16 protein-coding genes and 1 riboswitch are annotated in these 20,260 nt (G+C 74.0%); of the genes, 13 read left to right on the forward strand and 3 right to left on the reverse strand.

The genetic code is table 11. The annotated features are described in order from the left end of the window. Positions 1-4: 4 nt before the first annotated feature. The gene (locus N0B34_RS09200) at positions 5-721 is read right to left on the reverse strand and encodes a YwiC-like family protein (RefSeq protein ID WP_263731075.1); all 717 of its coding nucleotides are present in this window, start codon (positions 719-721) and stop codon (positions 5-7) included. A gap of 300 nt (positions 722-1,021) precedes the next feature. Continuing rightward, positions 1,022-2,554 carry a helix-turn-helix domain-containing protein gene (locus N0B34_RS09205; protein ID WP_263731076.1) on the reverse strand — a complete coding sequence of 511 codons (1,533 nt, stop codon included), beginning with the start codon at positions 2,552-2,554 and terminating at the stop codon, positions 1,022-1,024. 154 nt (positions 2,555-2,708) lie between these two features. Here N0B34_RS09205 and aceA point away from each other — a divergent pair, with 154 nt between their 5' ends. From aceA to map, 4 genes are all read left to right on the forward strand, one after another. Continuing rightward, positions 2,709-4,028 (forward strand): isocitrate lyase, encoded by a 1,320-nt coding sequence (gene aceA, locus N0B34_RS09210; RefSeq protein WP_263731077.1) that lies wholly within the window; start codon positions 2,709-2,711, stop codon positions 4,026-4,028. Between the two features lie 146 nt (positions 4,029-4,174). Continuing rightward, positions 4,175-5,821, forward strand: coding sequence for a malate synthase A (gene aceB, locus N0B34_RS09215; RefSeq protein WP_263731298.1), 1,647 nt, complete (start codon positions 4,175-4,177; stop codon positions 5,819-5,821). A 1,013-nt stretch (positions 5,822-6,834) separates the two neighbouring features. Beyond that, positions 6,835-8,106: a DUF222 domain-containing protein gene (locus N0B34_RS09220; RefSeq protein WP_412175718.1), complete on the forward strand. Its 1,272-nt coding sequence runs from the start codon at positions 6,835-6,837 to the stop codon at positions 8,104-8,106. 111 nt (positions 8,107-8,217) lie between these two features. Beyond that, the gene (gene map / locus N0B34_RS09225) at positions 8,218-8,982 is read left to right on the forward strand and encodes a type I methionyl aminopeptidase (RefSeq protein WP_263731079.1); all 765 of its coding nucleotides are present in this window, start codon (positions 8,218-8,220) and stop codon (positions 8,980-8,982) included. Positions 8,983-9,055: 73 nt separating this feature from the next. Here map and N0B34_RS09230 read toward each other — a convergent pair whose 3' ends face one another. Next, a complete protein-coding gene (locus N0B34_RS09230) occupies positions 9,056-9,928 on the reverse strand; it encodes an NAD(P)H-binding protein (protein WP_263731080.1) in 873 nt (290 codons plus the stop codon). 163 nt (positions 9,929-10,091) lie between these two features. Here N0B34_RS09230 and N0B34_RS09235 point away from each other — a divergent pair, with 163 nt between their 5' ends. The 9 genes from N0B34_RS09235 (at position 10,092) to N0B34_RS09275 (ending at position 20,108) form a co-directional block, all read left to right on the forward strand. After that, positions 10,092-10,616 carry a low molecular weight protein-tyrosine-phosphatase gene (locus N0B34_RS09235; protein WP_263731299.1) on the forward strand — a complete coding sequence of 175 codons (525 nt, stop codon included), beginning with the start codon at positions 10,092-10,094 and terminating at the stop codon, positions 10,614-10,616. Next, a complete protein-coding gene (locus N0B34_RS09240; protein ID WP_263731081.1) occupies positions 10,613-11,794 on the forward strand; it encodes a pyridoxal phosphate-dependent aminotransferase in 1,182 nt (393 codons plus the stop codon). The genes N0B34_RS09235 and N0B34_RS09240 overlap by 4 nt, the downstream gene beginning before the upstream one ends. A gap of 90 nt (positions 11,795-11,884) precedes the next feature. Next, positions 11,885-12,961, forward strand: a complete 1,077-nt coding sequence (locus N0B34_RS09245; RefSeq protein WP_263731082.1) for a lactate/malate family dehydrogenase — start codon at positions 11,885-11,887, stop codon at positions 12,959-12,961. Further along, positions 12,958-13,593 (forward strand): hypothetical protein, encoded by a 636-nt coding sequence (locus N0B34_RS09250; protein WP_263731083.1) that lies wholly within the window; start codon positions 12,958-12,960, stop codon positions 13,591-13,593. The genes N0B34_RS09245 and N0B34_RS09250 overlap by 4 nt, the downstream gene beginning before the upstream one ends. A 188-nt stretch (positions 13,594-13,781) precedes the next feature. Beyond that, positions 13,782-13,873, forward strand: a riboswitch (glycine riboswitch). 205 nt (positions 13,874-14,078) lie between these two features. After that, positions 14,079-17,093, forward strand: a complete 3,015-nt coding sequence (gcvP, locus tag N0B34_RS09255; protein WP_263731084.1) for an aminomethyl-transferring glycine dehydrogenase — start codon at positions 14,079-14,081, stop codon at positions 17,091-17,093. A gap of 5 nt (positions 17,094-17,098) precedes the next feature. Continuing rightward, a complete protein-coding gene (gene gcvT / locus N0B34_RS09260) occupies positions 17,099-18,298 on the forward strand; it encodes a glycine cleavage system aminomethyltransferase GcvT (RefSeq protein ID WP_263731085.1) in 1,200 nt (399 codons plus the stop codon). Positions 18,299-18,441: 143 nt separating this feature from the next. Next, positions 18,442-18,819: a glycine cleavage system protein GcvH gene (gene gcvH, locus N0B34_RS09265; RefSeq protein ID WP_263731086.1), complete on the forward strand. Its 378-nt coding sequence runs from the start codon at positions 18,442-18,444 to the stop codon at positions 18,817-18,819. A 486-nt stretch (positions 18,820-19,305) separates the two neighbouring features. Continuing rightward, positions 19,306-19,548: a helix-turn-helix domain-containing protein gene (locus tag N0B34_RS09270; protein ID WP_263731087.1), complete on the forward strand. Its 243-nt coding sequence runs from the start codon at positions 19,306-19,308 to the stop codon at positions 19,546-19,548. A 119-nt stretch (positions 19,549-19,667) separates the two neighbouring features. Beyond that, entirely contained in the window at positions 19,668-20,108 is a 441-nt protein-coding gene (locus N0B34_RS09275) for an NUDIX domain-containing protein (protein WP_263731088.1), read from the forward strand. The last annotated feature ends 152 nt before the right edge of the window (positions 20,109-20,260 follow it).

The following is a 20,260-nucleotide window of genomic DNA, read 5'->3' on the forward strand; positions in this document are numbered from 1 at the left end:
GAGCTCAGAGCACGGCGAGGGTCACGACGGCCACCGCGGTGGTCGCGACGATCTCGCCGATGCCGATGGCCTTGGGGGTGGCCCGTGGCCAGCGCCGGGGCACGACCGCTGCCCGCGCGGCGAGCAGCACGCCGACCCCACCCAGGAGCGGGTGCACGACGAACCCGGCGGCCGCGATCGCCACGTGGTACCCGATCGACCAGGCCAGCACGTCGCGCCGACCGCGCTCGCGGATCATCGTCTTGACGTAGAGGACCGTTCCCCAGAAGTACGCGAGCAGGACGACGGCCGCGAGCACCACCGCCGACCGCGCGGCCTGCGCCGGCGCTCGCGACCCGAGGCCGGCCGCGACCAGGGTCATCAGGCACGCGGCCACCACCGTCACCGCGTCGTTGGACCACGACCGGTCGGCCCGGCGGACGGACGCCGTCAGGCTCACGCCGAGCAGCACCGCGTACACCGGCGCCCACACCAGCAGCCCCGGTGTCACGACGAGCAGGGCGCCGCCCACCAGCACCGCGGCGATGCCGTAGGCGCGCACCGGCGGGAGGTACCGAGCCTTGCGTCCGGATCGCAACCACAAGCCCACGGCGTTGTACGCGAGATAGGCGACCAGCCAAGCGACCAGCAGCAGCGCGTGCCGCCACGTCACGCCGGACATCACCGCGCCCACCACGGGCGGCACCACGAGCATCGCCCACGCCCCGTGCTGCTGCGGCACCCATCCGGGCCCGCGCCGCCGCCGACCTGAGCTGGCGCCCGGCCCCCGCGACGCCGATCGCATCGGCGAGTGCGACGGCGACGGCGAGTGCGACGGCAGCGGTGACGACGTCGGCGAGCTCACAGATGCCAGCGTGCCAGCCCGCGACGAGAGGTCGAGCCGGACCTTCGGGCCCCGCGCTGCGCCGAGCCGGACCCTGGGACCTCCTGCTCCGCCGAGCCGGACCTGACAGCACCTACCCGCACGCGCCCGCACGTGCCCACGCCGGCGCGCACCCGCCCCCCACCGGGCGGGTCGAGGTCAGGGTGTCTGTGGTGCGTGGCGGTCGAGGAACTCGTACACCTCGGTGGTGTCCACGCCGGGGAACACCCCCACGGGCAGCGCGGCGAGCAGCGACGCGTGCGGCCGGGCGGACGGCCACGAGCGGTCCGCCCAGCGGTCGGCCAGCGGCTCCGGCGGCTGCCGGCAGCACGTCGGGTCCGGGCAGCGGGAGGCGGTGCGCTCCGTCGTCTCGCGGCCGCGGAACCAGCGCACGTGCCCGAACGGCGTCCCGACGCTCACGGAGAACGCGCCCTGCGACGAGGGCTGCACGCGCGACGTGCACCAGAACGTGCCGGACGTCGTGTCCGTGTACTGGTAGTACGGGCTGAACCGGTCCGCCAGACCGAACACGACGCGCGCCGTCCACTGCCGGCACACCGGCTGCCCCTCGATGGCGCCCAACGGGTCGGACGGGAACACCACACCGTCGTTCTCGTAGGCCTTGTGCAGCGTGCCGCCTTCGTGGACCTTCATGAAGTGCACGGGGATGCCGAGGTGCCGGGTCGCCAGGTTGGTGAACCGGTGCGCCGCGGTCTCGTACGGCACGGCGAACCGGTCGCGCAGGTCCTCCACCGACAGCTGCCGCTCGGCCTTGGCCTCCTGCAGGAACGGCACGGCGCTGTCCTCCGGCAGCAGCAGCGCCGCGGCCAGGTAGTTCGCCTGCACCCGCTGCCGCAGGAAGTCGGCGTAGTCGCGCGGCTCGCCGTGACCCAGCACGTGCGAGGCGAGCGCCTGCAGCAGCGGTGAGCGCGAGTCCGACGAGCCGGGGTTGCCCGCGGGCAGGTAGATGCGGTGGTTCGCCAGGTCGGTGACGCTGCGGGTGGAGTGCGGCAGGTCGCTGACGTAGTGCAGCGTGAACCCGAGGTGGGCGGCGATGTCGGCCGTCGCCCGCTGGCCGAGGGGTCCGCCGGCGTGGTCGATGCCGTGCAGCAGCGTCCGGGCGTGCTCCTCGAGCTCGGGGAAGTAGTTGTCCTGGGACCGCATCTGCGCGCGCAGCTCGGCATTGGCCCGCCGTGCCTCCTCGGGGGTCGCCGCGTGCTCGGTCAGCAGCCGTTGCACCGTGCCGACCAGGGACACCAGCGCCTCGAGGGCGTCCCCCGGCAGCGACTTGCCCACCTTCACCTGCCCCATGCCGAGGGAGGTGAACAGGGGCCCGCGCTGCGCGCGCTCGAGCTCGATCTCCAGGGCGGCCCGGCGTGACGGCGGGTCGGTGCGCAGCAGGTCGGTCAGCGGGACGCCGAGCGCGTCGGCCACCTGGGTCAGCAGCGACAGCTTCGGCTCGCGGTGGCCGTTCTCCAGCATCGACACCTGGGATGCCGCCCGGCCGATGGCGGCGCCGAGGTCGTCCAGCGTCATGCCGCGGAGCGTGCGCAGGTGCCGGATGCGGCGGCCGAGCACCAGGGTGTCGAGGCCGCCGGCGTGGTGCGTCGCGGTGGGCGCGGCGGGGGGCGCGACGGTGGCGCCCTTCGTGGTGGAGGGGGTGCGGGGCGGTGTCGTCGTCGTCGACGTCATGCCGTCCACCGTCGCACCCGGGATGTTGTTCTGTCGAGGAGAAGGAGTGTAGATCTTCTGCCCTCCTGAGGGGTTCCCGCTGGGCTCCCCGGCCGCAACCTGGGTCTCACGGCGACGAGGCCGAGAAGAACCCGGAACACTCACGGAGGCGATGATGAGCACGCAGAGCGGCGAGCACACCGGCCGGCGCAGCGGCGGCCACTCCCAGACGGCGGCCGAGCTGGCGACCGAGTGGGAGCTGGACCCCCGGTGGGCCGGCATCGTCCGCACCCACACGGCCGAGGACGTCGTCGCCCTGCGCGGATCGGTCCACGAGGAGCACACGCTCGCCCGCCGCGGTGCCGAGCGGCTGTGGGAGCTGCTGCACGAGCGGACCCTCGTCCCCGCGCTCGGCGCGCTCACCGGCAACCAGGCCGTGCAGCAGGTGAAGGCCGGGCTCGAGGCGATCTACCTCTCCGGCTGGCAGGTGGCGGCCGACGCCAACAACGCGGGCCAGACGTACCCGGACCAGTCCCTGTACCCGGTCAGCTCCGTGCCGGCCGTCGTGCGCCGCATCAACAACGCGCTGCTGCGCGCGGACCAGATCGACGTCGCCGAGAACGGCCGCCCGACCCGCGACTGGCTCGCGCCGATCGTCGCCGACGCCGAGGCGGGGTTCGGCGGGCCGCTGAACGCCTACGAGCTGATGCTGGCGATGATCGCGTCCGGCGCCGCGGGCGTGCACTGGGAGGACCAGCTCTCCTCGGAGAAGAAGTGCGGCCACCTGGGCGGGAAGGTGCTGGTGCCGACGTCGCAGCACGTCCGGACGCTGTCCGCCGCGCGGCTCGCCGCCGACGTGGCGGGGGTGCCGACCATCGTCGTCGCCCGCACCGACGCCCTGGGCGCGGACCTGCTCACGTCCGACGTCGACGAGCGCGACCAGCCGTTCCTCACCGGCGAGCGGACCGCCGAGGGGTTCTACCGGGTGCGGTCCGGCCTCGACCCCGTCGTCGCCCGCGCCTGCGCGTACGCGCCGCACGCGGACCTGCTGTGGGTGGAGACGTCGACGCCCGACGTCGGCCTCGCGATCGAGTTCGCCGAGCGCGTGCACGAGCAGTTCCCCGGCAAGCTGCTGGCCTACAACTGCTCGCCGTCGTTCAACTGGCGGGCGCACCTGGACGACGAGCAGATCGCGCGGTTCCAGACGGAGCTGGCGGCCCACGGGTACGTGTTCCAGTTCATCACCCTCGCCGGGTTCCACGCCCTGAACCACTCGATGTTCACGCTGGCGCACGACTACGCCCGCACCGGCATGAGCGCCTACGTCCGCCTGCAGCAGGCCGAGATCGCCGCCGAGGCCGACGGGTACACCGCCACCCGCCACCAGCGGGAGGTCGGCACCGGCTACTTCGACCTCGTCGCATCCGCCCTCAACCCGACCAGCGCCACCCTCGCGCTCGCCGGGTCCACCGAGACCGCCCAGTTCACGCACTGACCCGGTCCACGCGGCTGCCCGCAGCCCTCGTCGTACCCCGACGAACCGACGTCCCCCTTCCCTTCCCCTCGTAGGAGACCGCCGTGTCCACCACCACCGTGTTCCGTCCGCCCAGCTCGCCCAGCGAGAACCCGCCGTCGCCCGGCCTGCCCGCCGCCCCGGCGACCCTGACCGTCACCGGCCCGGACCTACCCGACCGCGACCGCGTGCTCACCGACGAGGCGCTGGACTTCCTCACCGACCTGCACGTGCACTTCGCCGCCACTCGGCACGACCTGCTCGAGGCCCGTCGGCACCGCCGGCACCGGATCGGGGACGGCGCCGACCCGTCGTTCCTGCCGTCCACCGCCCACATCCGGTCGGACCGTTCGTGGCGGGTCGCGGGCCCCGGCCCCGGCCTGGAGGACCGCCGGGTGGAGATCACCGGCCCCACCGACCGGAAGATGACGGTCAACGCCCTGAACTCCGGGGCGAAGGTGTGGCTGGCCGACCACGAGGACGCCATGAGCCCCACCTGGGCGAACGTGATCGGCGGCCAGGCGAACCTGTACGACGCGATCCGGGGTTCCATCGACTTCGTCAGCCCGGAGGGCAAGGAGTACCGGGTCGGTGAGCAGACGCCGACCATCGTCTTCCGGCCGCGCGGGTGGCACCTGACCGAGCAGCACCTGCGGTTCACCGACCGGGCGGGGCAGGAGTGCGCCGCGTCGGCCAGCCTGGTCGACGCCGGGCTCTACCTGTTCCACAACGCGCAGGCGCTGATCGACGCGGGCCGCGGTCCGTACCTGTACCTGCCGAAGATGGAGAGCCACCTCGAGGCGCGGCTGTGGGACGAGGTGTTCCGGTTCACCGAGAGCTACCTGGGCCTGCGGGTCGGAACCATCCGCGCGACGGTGCTGATCGAGACGATCACCGCGGCGTTCGAGATGGAGGAGATCCTGTTCGAGCTGCGCGCCCACTGCGCCGGGCTGAACGCCGGTCGGTGGGACTACATCTTCTCGATCATCAAGACCTTCCGGGACCGGGGGAAGCGGTTCACGCTGCCGGACCGTGGGCGGGTCACCATGACGGTCCCGTTCATGGCCGCGTACACCGACCTGCTGGTGGCCACCTGCCATCGGCGCGGCGCCCAGGCGATCGGCGGGATGAGCGCGTTCATCCCCAACCGCCGTCGGCCGGAGGTCACCGAACGGGCGCTGGCGCAGGTGCGCGCCGACAAGGTGCGCGAGGCGGCGCAGGGGTTCGACGGCACCTGGGTGGCGCACCCCGACCTGGTGCCGGTGGCGATGGCGGTGTTCGACCAGGCGTTCGGCGGTCCGGCCGGGACGCCAGGGGCTCGGCACGACCAGCGGCACGTCATGCGGGGGGATGTCGCCGTGGCCGCGGCGCACCTGCTCGACATCCCGTCGGCCGGGGGCTTGGAACCCGGTGCCGTGACGGATGCAGGTCTGCGGGCGAACGTGTCCGTCGGGCTGCGGTACCTCGAGTCGTGGCTGCGGGGCGTCGGCGCGGCGGCGATCGACGACCTGATGGAGGACGCGGCCACCGCCGAGATCTCCCGGTCGCAGGTGTGGCAGTGGATCCACCGGGGGGTGGTGACGGCGGAGGGGTCGACGGTGACGCGGGAGCTGGTCGCCGGGGTGCTGTCGTCCGTGCTCGGATCGGTGGACCGGTGGGACGGCGACCGGTTCGACGACGCCGTGGCCCTGTTCGCGGAGGTCGCGCTCGCCGAGGAGTTCCCGTCGTTCCTCACCGTGCCGGCGTACACGCAGTTCCTCGTCGAGCGGGAGTGAGGGGGCGGCTCGGGACGTGGGCTCCGGCCGGGACGGGTCAGCGTGGACCCGGCCCGGCCGGGGTCGCGGGGCGGGGTGCTCGTCGGCGGGCTGTTCGTCGGAGGCGAAATCTGTTGGCGGTCCCAGCACCGCGACGTACCTTCGTCGGACACGGGAAGGAGGTGGTCCGAGACATGAAGTCTTTCCGGACGAGTGAGGTGGCTGTCCGCTAGCCGCCCGACGCATCGGACGGACTGTCGAGTCCGCCGCTGCCCCGTCGGGTCGACCGGCTGGGACGGCAGCGAATACCGGCAGTCACCGCAGCCCGTGGGAGCCGCGACCTCGTCCCTCGCGGCAGGGCCTCGAAAGAGGTACCGGCCCACGGGCTGTTCCCTGCCCGGAGGCGGGTCGCGTGCGGCGGCGGTGGGCCGCGGTGGGCTGCGCGTCGAGGCGTCCCGCCAGGGGCCCGGCGGCAGCGGGCTTCGCGTTGCATGCCGATGCGGCGGCCCGAGGAGCCAGGCGCCTGGGGCTCGCGGGCCACCCGCGCAGCGAACGACCTGGTCAGCGGCGGCGCCCCGCTTGTGGAGGAACGCCGCCCGATGTCGGTGGCCTTGAGTAGAGTCGAACACATGTTCGAGACGGTCGCCCTGGCGCCTCCGCCGAGCCGCGGCGGCGTTGCGGCGCGGTCGGGGGTGAGCGCGGCGTCTCGCTTGGCGGGCCGTCAGGGTTCTCGAGCTGGAGCCCACGGAGATCGGTCCGCGGACGCCGACGGACAAGCGGCCGCTCCGGCGACCGCTCTCGCGCGTCTCGCACGTGTTCGCGAGGAGCTCTCCGCACTCGGCGCACTGGCCGGCACCGGCGCCCGCTGGGTCGCGTCGGACCGGCAGGCGGTGTGGTCGGCGCTGGACCGCCTTTCCGGCACCCTCACGGCGGCGAAGGCGGCGTGGCTCGCTGCGGATCGTGACGCCGGCACCGTCGCTGCGGTCGGTGACGGTTCGGTCGCGGCAGCCGTCGACAGGCGGTCGGGGTGCGGTATGCGTGCGGCCCACGAGCAGGTGCGCCAGTCCGAGGCCCTGACCGCGATGCCCCGAGTGGCGGCGGCCGTGGACGCCGGCGCGTTACCGGTGGCCCATCTCGACGTCGTGGCGCGCGTGCTCGACCGGTCGTCGGTGGCGGTGGAGAACGCGTTGACCTCGGCCGAGGGTCAGGCGACGGTGGTGCGCCTCGCCGAGTCGACGGACGTCCGACGGTTCTCACGCGACCTCAGCTCCTGGCTCGCGACGCTCGACCCCGCTCAGCTCGAGCGGGATCACCAAGCCCAGCGCGCCGCACGCTTCCTGCACGTCTCGGACGCTCCGGACGGCACGTACCTGAAGGGCCGCCTCGACCGGGTCTCGGGCGAGATCGTCCGACGCGCGCTCGACCGCATGGGCGAGGCGCCCGACGACGAGCGGACCTCCGAGCAGGCACGGGCAGATGCCCTGACGGCCATGGCCAGCACGCTGCTCGACCTGCCGGTGTCGGGGTCGGTGGCCTCCGTCCGCCCGCACATCAGCCTGGTCGTCGACGCTCCGACGTTCGCCGCGGTGCGGTCCGAGCTCGGTCGGCGTGCGACGCGTGCGGATGCCGACGCCGTTGGTCCGGAGGCGCCGGAGGCGGGGGACGGTGCTGGAGCGATCGTGGGCTCGGGGGACGGTGCTGGCGTGGCCGTCGGCGTGGGGGACGGTGCTGGCGTGGCCGTCGGCGTGGGGGACGGTGCTGGCGTGGCCGTTGGCGTCACGCCGACTGCTCTGCCCCGGCTGGGTGGCGTCACGCCTGCGTGCACCGAGGACGGCGTCCCGGTGCCGTTCTCGGAGCTGACCCGGCTGCTGTGCGACGCCGAGGTGTCGCGGGTGGTCCTGGGTGCCGATTCGACCCCGGTGGATCTCGGCCGCTCCGTCCGGCTCTTCTCCGGCGCCGTGCGGCGGGCCGTCATCGTCCGCGACCAGGTGTGCGCCTTCGGCGGTTGCGGCAAGCCTGCGCGCTGGGGCGAGGTGCACCACATCGCCTGGTGGGACCGGGACGGCGGCGGCACGTCGGTGGACAACGGAGTGCTGCTCTGCGTCTTCCACCACCACGAGGTGCACCGTGCGGACCTGCGCATGCGTCGGCTTCCACCAGATGCCGAGGGCGCACCGGCCGGGGTGCGGCCACCGCCCCGCTACGAGTTCCGCACCCCAGACGGCCGACTGGTGACAGCCGCATGCCCGCGCCCGGCCGCGTCGCGACGACCCTCGCGGTTCGACGACGGGTCACCGCCCTTCTGAGCTTCGGGGCCCGTGCCCGCGCCTTAACCTGACCTGTCCCCGGACCTGCGGCGGGACGGCGCCCAGCTCGGCGCCACCGAGGTGGGTTGCGATCCGTGCGAAGGTGTCGCTGTGAGCCTGAAGACGCCAGCACAGATCGAGCAGATGCGGCCCGTCGGCCGGTTCGTCGGGGAGGTGCTGACGTCGCTGCGCGAGTTCGCGCGGATCGGCATGACCACCAACGACCTCGATGCGCACGCCCGCGAGCTGATCGCCAAGGCGGGAGCCCGATCGGTGTACCTCGGCTACCACCCGTCGTTCGGCGCGATGCCATACCCCGGCGTGCTGTGCATCTCCGTGGACGACGCCGCGCTGCACGGGCTCCCGTCCGACGAGGTGCTGAAGGACGGTGCCGTGGTGAGCATCGACTTCGCGTGCGAGCTGCAGGGCTGGGTGGCCGACTCGGCGCTGACGTTCCAGCTCGGCACCACCACGCCGGAGGCTCAGCGGCTGATCGCCACCACGGAGGCGGCCCTCGACGCCGGCATCGCGGCCGCCCGGGTCGGTGCCCGGATGGGTGACGTGTCGGAGGCGATCGGCACGGTCGGCCGCGCCGGCGGGTACGGCATCAACGCCGACTTCGGCGGTCACGGCGTCGGCCGGACCATGCACGAGGACCCGCACGTGGCGAACCTCGGCCGTCGTGGGACGGGGCAGAAGCTGAAGGAAGGCCTGGTCATCGCCATCGAGCCGTGGTTCATGGCGGGCGGCGACGGCTACGTCATCGACCCCGACGGCTGGACCATCCGGTCGGCGGACCACTCGATCACGGCGCACGCCGAGCACACCGTCGCCCTCACGCCCAACGGCACGATCGTGCTCACCGCCCGCAACTGAGCCGGGGCCGTCGTCCGCGACGGAGCCGGACCCGCCGAGCGCGACCGAGCCGGCCCAGCCGCAGGGGACTGAGTCAGGCTCGCCGCAGGCGGCTGAGCGCGGCCGGGTTGGCGGCGAGCCAGTCGGCGAACGACTGTGCCGGGTGCCCGGTGAGGTCCTCGACCGTGGTCGACACCACGTCCAGCTCGCCGGCGGCGATCGCCGTGTAGGTCGACACCCAGCCGTCGACCTCCCAGTCGGCGGCGCCGTAGCGGGCCCGTGAGGCGTAGGCCTCGTCGACCGTCTCCGGCACGTAGCTGATGGTCCGGCCGACGGCGGCCGACAGCTGGGAGCAGATCTCGTCCAGCGTCAGCGACTCGGGACCGGTCACGTCGCGGACGTACCCCTCACGGGAGCCGACACCGATCCGGATCGCCGCCACCACCACGTCGGCCACGTCGTCGTGCGACACGGACGCGACACGCCCGTCGGCGGCGGGCCCGCGCAGGGTGTCGTCGTCGCCCACGAACAGCGGCCAGCCTGCGTGGTAGAGCGAGTCGCGCAACGCCACCCACGCCAGACCGGACTCGCGGAGCAGCTGCTCGGTGTGCCAGTGGTCCCGCGCGTAGGTGAACGTCGCGTCGGGCGCCGCCCCGAGGAACGACACGTAGACGACGCGTTGCACCCCCGCTGCTGCGGCGGCCTCGACCACGGTGCGGTGCAGGCCGACGCGGTCGGGATGCTCGTGGGCGGAGACGAGGACGACGTCGTCGACGCCCGCGAACGCCGCTCGCAGCCCGGCCTCGTCGTCGTACCCCTCGAAAGCCGCGACCTCGACCAGGTCGGAGGCGAGCAGCCGTCCGGGGTGCCGTGCGAGCACCCGGTGCCGCATGCCCTTCGCCGACAGCCGGGCCGAGACCCGGCCTCCCACCTGCCCCGTCGCACCCGTGACCGCCACGATGCCCATACGACGAACGTATGATCCGTCTGGCGGTGACGACAGGGCCCGGGACCGGTTCACCCGGCGGTCCGAGGGGCGCGCCACTGGCCCACGCACGACGCACCCGGACGGCGCTTCACACCGGACGCGCCAGGATGGAGCAGTGAGCCGCGACAACCCGTACCGCGTGATGACCGTGTGCACCGGCAACATCTGCCGGTCGCCGATGGCCGAGATCGTGCTGCGGCAGCGGCTGGCCGAGGCGGGCCTGGCGGACGAGGTGCTGGTCGACTCGTCCGGCATCAGCGACGAGGAGCACGGCAACCCGGTGGACCGCCGGGCCCGGGCGGTGCTCCGGGCCCACGGCTACCCGACCGGGGACCGCCACCGCGCTCGCCGGGTGCGCACGGAGGACCTGACGGCGCGCGACCTGGTGCTGCCGATGACTTCCGCGCACGCGCACGCGCTGCGTCGGCTGGCGGGACAGGACGCCGTGCTGGCCGACCGCGTCGTGATGTACCGGCGGTTCGACCCGGAGGCACCCGCGGTGGACGACCTGCGCCGGGAGCACCTGCTGGACATCGACGACCCCTGGTACGGCGGTCCGGACGACTTCGAGGCGTGCCTCGCGCAGATCGAGGCCGGCGCCGACGGGGTGGTGGCGCACGTCCGGGCTGCCCTGGAGGCGCGCGGCCGGCAGGGGGCGTCTCGATGAAGGTCGCCGCCCGGTCGGCGGTGCCGCCGTTCGCCGTGATGGAGATCCTGGCGGCCGCCAACGAGCGCCGCGCGCGCGGCGAGGACGTCCTGGTGCTGTGCGCCGGTGAGCCGGGGACGGGTGCCGCCGAGGTGGTGCGCCACCGCGCTGCCGAGCTGCTGGCCGCCGGCGACCTGGGGTACACGGAGGCCACAGGCATCCCGGCGCTGCGGGCGGCGCTGGCGCGGCTGTACGCGGACCGGTACGGCGTGAGCGTCGACCCGGCCCACGTCGCGGTGACCACCGGCTCGTCGGGCGCGTTCGTGCTGGCGTTCCTCGCGGCGTTCGACGTCGGCGACCGGGTGGCACTGGCCCGGCCCGGTTACCCGGCCTACGCGACGATCCTCCGGACGCTCGGCATCGAGGTGGTGGACCTGCCGTGCGGGCCGGAGCAGCGGTACCAGCCGACGGTCGCGCAGCTGGACGCGCTGGCGTCCGAGGGGCGGCTCGACGGGCTGGTGCTGGCCAGCCCGGCCAACCCCACCGGCACGATGGTCGAGCCCGACGAGCTGACCGCGCTGGCGCGCTGGTGCGCCGACCACGGTGTCCGGCTGGTGTCCGACGAGATCTACCACGGCCTCACCTACGCCTCCGCACCGCCGACGGCCACCGCCGCGGCGTTCCGCGAAGCCGGTGCCGTCGTCGTCAGCTCGTTCTCCAAGTTCTGGGGGATGACCGGGTGGCGACTCGGCTGGCTGGTGCTCCCCGACGACCTCGTCGAGCCCGTCAGCGCGCTGGCCGGCAACGTCGCCCTCTGCCCACCGGCGGTCGCCCAGCACGCCGCGCTCGTCGCCCTGTCGCCGGAGGGGATGGCCGCCGCGGTCGCCTCCGTGGCGGACTACGCGCGCAGCCGCGACCTGCTGATGGCTGCGCTGCCGGACCTCGGCTGGTCCCCGGTCGCCCCGGCCGACGGCGCGTTCTACCTGTACGGCGACGTGTCGCGGTTCGGGCTCGACTCGGTCACGTACTGCGCGCGGCTGCTCGAGGAGGCCGGTGTGGCGCTGACGCCCGGCACCGACTTCGACCCGGCGGAGGGGCATCGCTGGGTGCGGCTGTCCTTCGCGGCGGCCGCCGAGGTGGTCGAGGCGGCCGTGCACCGCATCGTCGCCTGGCAGGCCACCTTGCCGATCCCCGCCTGACGCGTCAGCCGGCACCCGGCTCACCTCGCCCCGTGGCCGGGGAGGCATCTCGAAACGTGGACGTGACGCCCCCGGCATAGGCTCCGCCGCATGGACGTGGCGGTGCTCGGTGCGACAGGCGACGTCGGGCGGCAGGTGTGCACCCAGCTCGTCGAGCGCGCGCTGCTCCCCACGTCCTCCCGGCTGCAGCTGGTGGGTCGGGCGGGTGGCGCCTCCGAGCGCGCGGCCCACGGCCTGCGTGCGGACCTGATCGACGCGTACGACGAGCACGCGCCGATCATCGACGTCGCCCTGGACCCGAACGACGTGGTGGCGGACGTGGTGGTGGTCGCCGCGGGCCGCACCTCCCCGCCGGCCAGCGACGGCATGCCGCTGACCCGTGCCGAGCTGGCCGCCGACAACCACGCGGTGTTCGCCGCCTACGCCGACGCACTCGCCGCCCACGGCTCGGGCTCGGAGGTGGTGGTGGTCGTCTCCAACCCGGTGGAGCTGGGCGTCGCCGTGATGGCCAACCGCCTGGGCCGGCACCGGGTGATCGGCATGGGCGCGTGGCTGGACACCCTCCGGTTCCGCCGGGAGGTGGCGGTGTCCCTCGGCGTGCGCCGGCACCGCGTGGGCGGCTTCGTCGCGGGTGAGCACGGCGACGGCGTGGTGCCGCTGTGGTCGACCGTGCGGATCAGCGGCCGGGACGTGCCCGAGCGCGAGCGGGCCGTCGCGGCGGTCCGCGGACCGCGGACGCTCGACGGGTTCGGCGACGAGATCGCCGCCGCGAAGGCCCAGCTCGCCGCACTCGACACCGCGGAGGCGTTCCGGCTGATCGACACGTGGCCGCCGGACCTGCGCGTGGTGGCCCGGCCGTGGATGACCCACCAGAGCGGCGCCAAGACGGCCACCGGCACGGCGAACGCCACCATCGACCTGCTCGACACGATCCTCGACGGCCGCGACATCGTGGTCGCCGGCCAGGTGGCGCTGGACGGGGAGGTCAGCGTCGGCGGCGCGCCGGTGCACGGGGTGCTGGGGGTGCCGGTGGTGCTCGGCCAGGAGGGCTGGTCCCGGGTGCTGCTCGACGAGCTCGCGCCCGACGAGGACCGCCGCCTGGCCGACGTCGCGCGCAGCATCGCCGCCACGCTCGCGCCCTGGTCGGACACGGCGGTGCCGGCATGAGCAACCCCGGCATGAGCAACGCCGGCACGAGCAACGCCGGCACGAGCAGCGCCCAGCCCCACGGCCACGGGCCGCAGCACCCGCACGGCGCGCACCATCACGCGCCGCACCCGCCACGTCCCGCGCACGAGCCGCACGTGTCGACCGGCCACACCGGTCCCGACGGTCTGGACCCGGACGACGAGCGCTGGGTCGCCTACGTCCGCGCCGACCACCGCACCGGCACCATCGCCGCGCTGGCGGGGGTGTTCGCCACCCGTGGCGTCAACTTCGAGTCGCTGGCCACGGGTGACGTGCACGGCGACGTCGGCCTGGTGGTGGTCACCTTCTTCGCAGGTGCACGACGGCAGCGCATCCTCACCCGCGCCGTCACGCGGCTGCCGATGGTGCGCGGCGTGCTGGTGCGGGCCGCCACCGATCCGAAGGTGCGTGCCGCGGCGGTGCTCAACCTGCCGACGGGCTCGACGTTCCGTCCCGACCCCGCGGCACCGGTCCGCTGGTTCGGAGACCCGGAGCACGGCGAGCCCATGCTCGTCGAGGGGTCGCTCACGGCCGTCGAGGCGGTTGTCGCCGCCGCCCGCGCCGAGGGTGGCACCTCGGAGGGCCTCGTCCTGCGCGCGCCGGCCACCTGACGCCTGCGCTCCAGCCGCCGACCGCGCCGCGGTCCGCGCCAGCCACCGACCGTGCCGCTCCACGCCAGCCACCCGCCGTGACCGCGAGGCCTCCCGTCTGCCACCGGGGCCCCATCGCCGATCGCGGACCGTCCGCGGCCGGCCTGGACGCGTCGCGTACGCTGACCGCGACAACTGAACACGCTGCTCGAACCACGGCGGGAGAGTCCCCGCCCGTGCGGGGCGCCGTAGGAGCAACCCTCCCCGGGAATCTCTCAGGCACCCGTACCGCCGTGGCGAGGCAACTCTGGAAAGCGGCCCCACCGCGCCTGCGCGGTGACGGCCCACCGACGGTGCAAGTCGGCGCGCCCCGGCCCCGCGAGGGGATGGCGGACCGGCAAAACTCTCAGGTCGCCCGCGTCTGCGCGCGATGACAGAGCGGGGAGGCCCCACACCCGTCCCGGCACGCGCACGTGCGCCGCCGGACGATCCCAGGAGGCCCCGGCGTGACCCAGCCCGACCAGCACACCCCCTCTCCGGCGAGCGGGACGACGCCCGCCGCGACGGGCTTCGTCGACCGCCACGTCGGCCCGCGCGGCACCGACCTCGACGCGATGCTGCACGCCGTCGGCTACGCCGACCTCGACGCGCTCACCGACGCCGCCGTCCCTGCGGCGATCCGCACCGACCGCCCGCTGGCGCTCCCTGCCGCCCGCTCGGAGGAGCAGGTGCTCGCGGCCCTGCACGCGCTCGCAGACCGCAACCGCGTGCTGCGCCCGATGATCGGCCAGGGCTACTACGGCACCCACACCCCCGCGGTGATCAGGCGCAACGTGCTCGAGTCCCCCGCCTGGTACACCAGCTACACCCCCTACCAGGCGGAGATCAGCCAGGGTCGCCTCGAGGCGCTGCTGACGTTCCAGCAGGTGGTGGAGGACCTCACGGCGCTGCCGGTGGCCAACGCGTCGATGCTCGACGAGGCGACCGCGGTGGCCGAGGCGGTCGCCCTGATGTGGCGGGCGCAGCGGAACAAGCCCGGCACGGTGGTGCTGGACGCGGACCTGTTCGGCCAGTCGCTGGCGGTGACCCGCGGGCGGGCCGAGGCGATCGGGCTGCCGCTGGTGGTGGCGGACCTGCGGCACGGGCTGCCGGAGGTCGAGGGCGACCTGATCGGCGTGGTGGTGCAGCAGGTCGGCGCCTCCGGCCGCGTCATCGAGCTGGCGCCGGTGGTCCAGGCGGCCAAGGCGCGCGGCGCCCTGGTGACCGTCGCGGCGGACCTGCTCGCGCTGACCCTGCTGACGGCGCCCGGCGAGGTCGGTGCCGACGTGGCCGTCGGCTCCGCCCAGCGGTTCGGCGTGCCGCTGTTCGGCGGCGGTCCGCACGCCGCGTTCATGGCGGTGCGTGCCGGCCTGGAGCGCACCCTGCCCGGGCGTCTCGTCGGGGTCAGCGTCGATGCCGACGGGGCGCCTGCCTACCGGCTGGCCCTGCAGACGCGTGAGCAGCACATCCGCCGCGAGAAGGCGACCAGCAACATCTGCACGGCGCAGGCGCTGCTGGCGATCGTCGCGGCGATGTACGCCGTCTACCACGGGCCGGACGGCCTGCGGGCGATCGCGGAGAGGGTGCACGGCCTGGCCGTCGGGCTGGCCGCGGCGCTGCGCGAGGCGGGCGTCACGGTGGAGCACGACGACGTCTTCGACACCGTCCGCGCGCAGGTCCCGGGCTCACGTGCCCGCGAGATCGTCGAGCACGCCGCCGAACTCGGCGTGAACCTCTGGGCGCCCGACGACGACCACGTGCAGGCGTCGTGCGACGAGACCACCACGCCCGCCGACCTGGTCGCGGTGCTGACCGCCTTCGCCGAGGCGGGCGCCACCACGCTGGACGCCGGCGCCGACGACCGCTTCGTCGTCGCGACCCCCGACGCGCCGCCCGCCGCACCGGCCAACGCCGCCCTGCGCCGCACCACCGGCTACCTCGCCCACCCGGTGTTTCACGTGAATCGCTCGGAGACGGCGATGCTGCGCTACCTGCGCCGGCTGTCCGACAAGGACCTGGCTCTGGACCGCACGATGATCCCGCTCGGCTCCTGCACCATGAAGCTCAACGCCACGGTGGAGATGGAGCCGATCAGCTGGCCCGGCTTCGCCGACATCCACCCCTACGCACCCGCCGAGCAGCAGGTCGGGTACGCGCAGCTCGTCTCCGACCTCGAGAGCTGGCTGGCGGACATCACCGGGTACGACGCGGTGTCCGTGCAGCCCAACGCCGGGTCGCAGGGCGAGCTGGCCGGCCTGCTGGCGATCGCCGGCTACCACCGCTCTCGTGGCGACGTCGATCGCACGGTGTGCCTGATCCCGGCGAGCGCGCACGGCACCAACGCCGCCTCGGCCGCGCTCGCGGGGCTGCGCGTGGTGGTGGTCGGCACCGCCCCCGACGGGTCCATCGACCTCGACGACCTGCGCACCAAGCTGTCCGAGCACGGGCCGCAGGTCGCCGCGATCATGCTCACCTACCCCTCGACGCACGGCGTGTACGAGGAGCGGGTGCGCGAGGTGACCGAGCTGGTGCACCAGGCCGGTGGCCAGGTGTACATCGACGGCGCCAACCTCAACGCGCTCGTCGGGCTGGCCCGGCCGCGGGAGCTCGGCGGCGACGTCTCCCACCTGAACCTGCACAAGACGTTCTGCATCCCGCACGGCGGTGGCGGTCCGGGCGTCGGCCCGATCGGCGTCGCGGCGCACCTCGCGCCGTTCCTGCCGGGCGACCCGACTCCCGGCCGGCACGCGTCCGCAGGCGACGTGACGGCGCAGGGAGGCGCGACGGACGGCGCAGCCGACGGCACCACGACGGAGACCGGCGCCCACGGGCGCCACGTCACCGCGCCGGTCGCCGCCGCCAACTGGGGGTCGGCCGGCATCCTGCCGATCGCGTGGGCCTACGTCGCCCTGATGGGTCCCGACGGCCTCACCCACGCCACCCGCACGGCGGTCCTCGCGGCGAACTACCTGGCCAGCCGCCTGGACGAGCACTTCCCGGTCCTGTACACGGGCCCCGCCGGGCTGGTCGCGCACGAGTGCATCCTCGACCTGCGCCCGATCACCAAGGCGACCGGCGTCACCGCCGAGGACGTCGCCAAGCGGCTGATGGACTACGGGTTCCACGCGCCCACGCTGTCGTTCCCGGTGGCCGGCACGCTGATGGTCGAGCCGACCGAGAGCGAGGACCTCGGCGAGCTCGACCGGTTCGTCGACGCGCTCGTCGCGATCCGCCGCGAGATCGACGAGGTCGCCGCGGGCACGTGGCCGCTGGAGGACTCGCCGCTGCGCAACGCCCCGCACACCGCGGCGTCGCTGGTGGCCGACGAGTGGACCCACCCGTACTCCCGCGAGGCAGCCGCCTACGGCGTCCCGGCCCTGCGGCACGGCAAGTACTGGCCGCCCGTCCGCCGTATCGACGGCGCCCGTGGCGACCGTCAGCTCGTCTGCTCCTGCCCGCCCGTCGAGGCCTTCGAGGACTGATCACCATGACCGACGCCACCACCACGCCCGCCTCCACGTCCGCCTCCGGGCCCGCCACCACGCCGGTCCCCGCCGCCGAGGACCGCCGCTCCCCGCTGCACGACGAGCACGTCGCCCTCGGCGCCACGCTGACGTCGTTCGCCGGCTGGCAGATGCCGCTGCGCTACACCTCCGACCTCGCCGAGCACACCGCCGTCCGCTCCGCCGCGGGGCTGTTCGACCTGTCGCACATGGCCGAGATCGTCGTCACCGGCCCGGACGCCGGGGCCTTCCTCGACCGGGCGCTGGTCGGGCACGCCTCCGCGATCCGCCTGCTCGGGGCGAAGTACACGATGATCTGCGCACCGGACGGCGGCGTCATCGACGACCTGGTGGTCTACCACCTCGAGCCCGAGCGCTACCTGGTGGTCGCCAACGCCTCGAACCACGACCCGGTGCTGGCGGCGCTGACCGAGCGTGCCGCCGGGCTTGACGTCGCGGTGGACGACGAGTCCGCGACCACGGCGCTGGTCGCGGTGCAGGGTCCGCGCGCGCTCGAGATCGTGCTCGCGGCGGGGATCGACCTCGCCGACGACGTGGTCACGGCGCTGAAGTACTACGCCTGCCTGCCGTTCACGTTCGCCGGTCGCCCGGCCCTGCTGGCCCGCACCGGGTACACCGGCGAGGACGGGTTCGAGTTCTACGTCGCGGCCGACGACGCGCCGGTGCTGTGGCGGCGGCTGCTCGAGGTGGGCACGCCGCTGGGCCTGGTGCCGGCGGGCCTGTCGGCACGTGACAGCCTCCGCCTCGAGGCCGGCATGCCGCTGTACGGCAACGAGCTGGACCGCACCACCACCCCGCACGACGCCGGCCTGGGCCGCGTGGTGGCTCTCGGCAAGACCGGTCCCGACGGGGCTCCGGTGCCGTTCGTCGGCCGGGAGGCGCTCGAGGCCCGCGCCGCTGCCGAGCCGACGCGGGTGCTGGTCGGCCTGGAGGGCCTCGGCCGCCGCGCTGCCCGGCACGGGTACCCGGTGCTCGCCGGCCCCGGCCAGGTGGTCGGCACCGTGACCTCCGGCGCGCCGTCGCCGACGCTGGGCCACCCGATCGCCATGGCCTACGTGCACCCGTCGGTCGCGACCGAGGGCACGCAGCTCGACGTCGACGTCCGTGGCCGCCCGGAGCCGGTGCGCGTCGTGGCGCTGCCGTTCTACCGCCGCCCGCGCTGACCAGCAGGATCACCGCCGTCGCCCGGCCGCCCCGATAGCGTCGGCACCACCGACCGCGAGCACCACGACCGCCGGCACCAGCACCACCGCCAGCACCGCCACCGCCAGCCCCGCCAGCACCACGACCCGTCAGGAGAACAGCCATGGCCGCCGTCGAGCCCCCCGCCCACCTGCAGTACACCGTCGAGCACGAGTGGCTCGACTCCGGCTCCCCCGCCACGGTGGGCATCACCTCGGTGGCGGCCGACGCGCTGGGCGACATCGTCTACCTGGAGCTGCCGACCGTCGGTGACCAGGTGACGGCCGGCGCCGTGATCGGCGAGGTGGAGTCCACCAAGTCGGTGTCCGAGCTGTTCTCCCCGGTCAGCGGCACCGTCGTGGAGGTCAACCAGGCCGCCGTCGACGACCCGTCCGTGGTGAACTCCGACCCGTACGGCGCCGGGTGGCTGCTCCGGGTGGACGTGACGGAGACCGGCACCCTGCTCTCGGCCGAGGAGTACGCCGGGCTCAACCCGGCCTGAGCCGTCGGCGCCTGAGCCTCGGCGGACTCACCCGGCGGGACCCGCGGGAGCCCTTGATCCTGGGCGATCGTCCAGTTTTCACCCGCACGACACGCGCCGGATGGTCCCTGCAGGGCCCCGTCGGGGCTGTCCGAGGGGTACGCGCGAGGCTCGCGGCGCCCTCGTCTGGCACACTGACCGGACGCGTTGAGGGCGATTTGTCTCATTCGCGTAACGATTTGCTGCCACGCGATCTCGAATCGATAACCAGGGGACATTCGTCCCTTGACCCGTTCGGGTGAATCGTGGGTGCTATTGCCTAGCGGTGTATCTCGACCGGATGCCGCGCGTCATTCTGGGCGCAAGCGTTCGGCGGCACGGGGGGGCCTGTGCAAGACGAGAGTCGGAAAGTGGCGTCATGGGGAGCCACCGACCTCCTCTCATCCGGTACGCAGCAGCACAGCGGGACCCGGAGGGGCCGGGGACCGTAGGCAACCGGAGGGCACCATGAGCATGTTGGAGACGGCCGCATCGGCCGGCACGACGACCGCACCGGTCGAGTCACTCACGCGCCGGGAGCGCGTTGTCCTCGCAGAGCTTGCCGAAGACGTCACGCTCGAGGAGATCGCAACCCGGCTGTTCGTCACGCGCAACACCGTGAAGTCGCAGGTCCGCAGCGTCTATCGCAAGATCGGCGTCTCGACCCGCTCCGAGGCCGTGGCCTGGGCCGTCGCCCAGGGCATCCGCTGATCAGCACCGCAGCACGTCCGCTGAGCACGACAGCAGCACCCGACACCCGCCGGCCGACCGGTCACCGCTGACCGGTCGGCCGTCATGTCCCTACCGGTGCGACTGGCAGACTGACGACCATGGCACCGAGCCTCGTCGTCGCCGCCGCACTGGTGGACGACCTCGACGACCCGCAGCTGCTCCTCGCCGGTCGCCGCGCCACCCCGGCCAGCCTTGCCGGCCGCTGGGAGTTCCCCGGCGGCAAGGTCGACGCCGGGGAGTCCCCGGAGGAGGCCCTCCACCGGGAGATCCGTGAGGAGCTCGGCGTCCGCGTGGTGCTGGGCCGGGAGATCGTCGGCCCCGAGTCCGGGGCCTGGCGGCTGTCCGAGCGGTACGAGATGCGCCTGTGGCTGGCCGAGGTCTCGTCGGGGATCCCGGAGCCTCTGGTGGAGCACGACGAGCTGCGCTGGCTGCCAGCCGGGCAGTGGCTCGGCGTGCCGTGGCTCGATGCCGACGTCCGCATCGTGACGGCGCTGCTGGACGTCCTCGCGGGCGGCGGCCCGCTGGCCGCAGCGCTCTAGCGTCGCGCCGAGGCGAGTCACCTGGACCTCGGTCCAGAACTTCGCCGGTACGCCACGTCCCGTTCATCCATCAGCACCTGGCACGTCGCCTGGCGTCGGTAGACACCGTGACGTGCCGACATCGCGTCGGCATCTCTTCCTACCGAGGGACA

The organism is Cellulomonas sp. SG140, from assembly GCF_025770785.1.
Taxonomy (GTDB): domain Bacteria; phylum Actinomycetota; class Actinomycetes; order Actinomycetales; family Cellulomonadaceae; genus Cellulomonas.

Bases quoted from the DNA above. Each gene is read 5' to 3' on its own strand.
- N0B34_RS09205 (WP_263731076.1), bottom strand. From the start codon at position 2,554: ATGACGTCGACGACGACGACACCGCCCCGCACCCCCTCCACCACGAAG.
- aceA (WP_263731077.1), top strand. From the start codon at position 2,709: ATGAGCACGCAGAGCGGCGAGCACACCGGCCGGCGCAGCGGCGGCCAC.
- N0B34_RS09220 (WP_412175718.1), top strand. From the start codon at position 6,835: ATGCGTGCGGCCCACGAGCAGGTGCGCCAGTCCGAGGCCCTGACCGCG.
- N0B34_RS09230 (WP_263731080.1), bottom strand. From the start codon at position 9,928: ATGGGCATCGTGGCGGTCACGGGTGCGACGGGGCAGGTGGGAGGCCGG.
- N0B34_RS09235 (WP_263731299.1), top strand. From the start codon at position 10,092: ATGACCGTGTGCACCGGCAACATCTGCCGGTCGCCGATGGCCGAGATC.
- N0B34_RS09240 (WP_263731081.1), top strand. From the start codon at position 10,613: ATGAAGGTCGCCGCCCGGTCGGCGGTGCCGCCGTTCGCCGTGATGGAG.
- N0B34_RS09245 (WP_263731082.1), top strand. From the start codon at position 11,885: ATGGACGTGGCGGTGCTCGGTGCGACAGGCGACGTCGGGCGGCAGGTG.
- N0B34_RS09250 (WP_263731083.1), top strand. From the start codon at position 12,958: ATGAGCAACCCCGGCATGAGCAACGCCGGCACGAGCAACGCCGGCACG.
- gcvT (WP_263731085.1), top strand. From the start codon at position 17,099: ATGACCGACGCCACCACCACGCCCGCCTCCACGTCCGCCTCCGGGCCC.
- gcvH (WP_263731086.1), top strand. From the start codon at position 18,442: ATGGCCGCCGTCGAGCCCCCCGCCCACCTGCAGTACACCGTCGAGCAC.
- N0B34_RS09270 (WP_263731087.1), top strand. From the start codon at position 19,306: ATGAGCATGTTGGAGACGGCCGCATCGGCCGGCACGACGACCGCACCG.
- N0B34_RS09275 (WP_263731088.1), top strand. From the start codon at position 19,668: ATGGCACCGAGCCTCGTCGTCGCCGCCGCACTGGTGGACGACCTCGAC.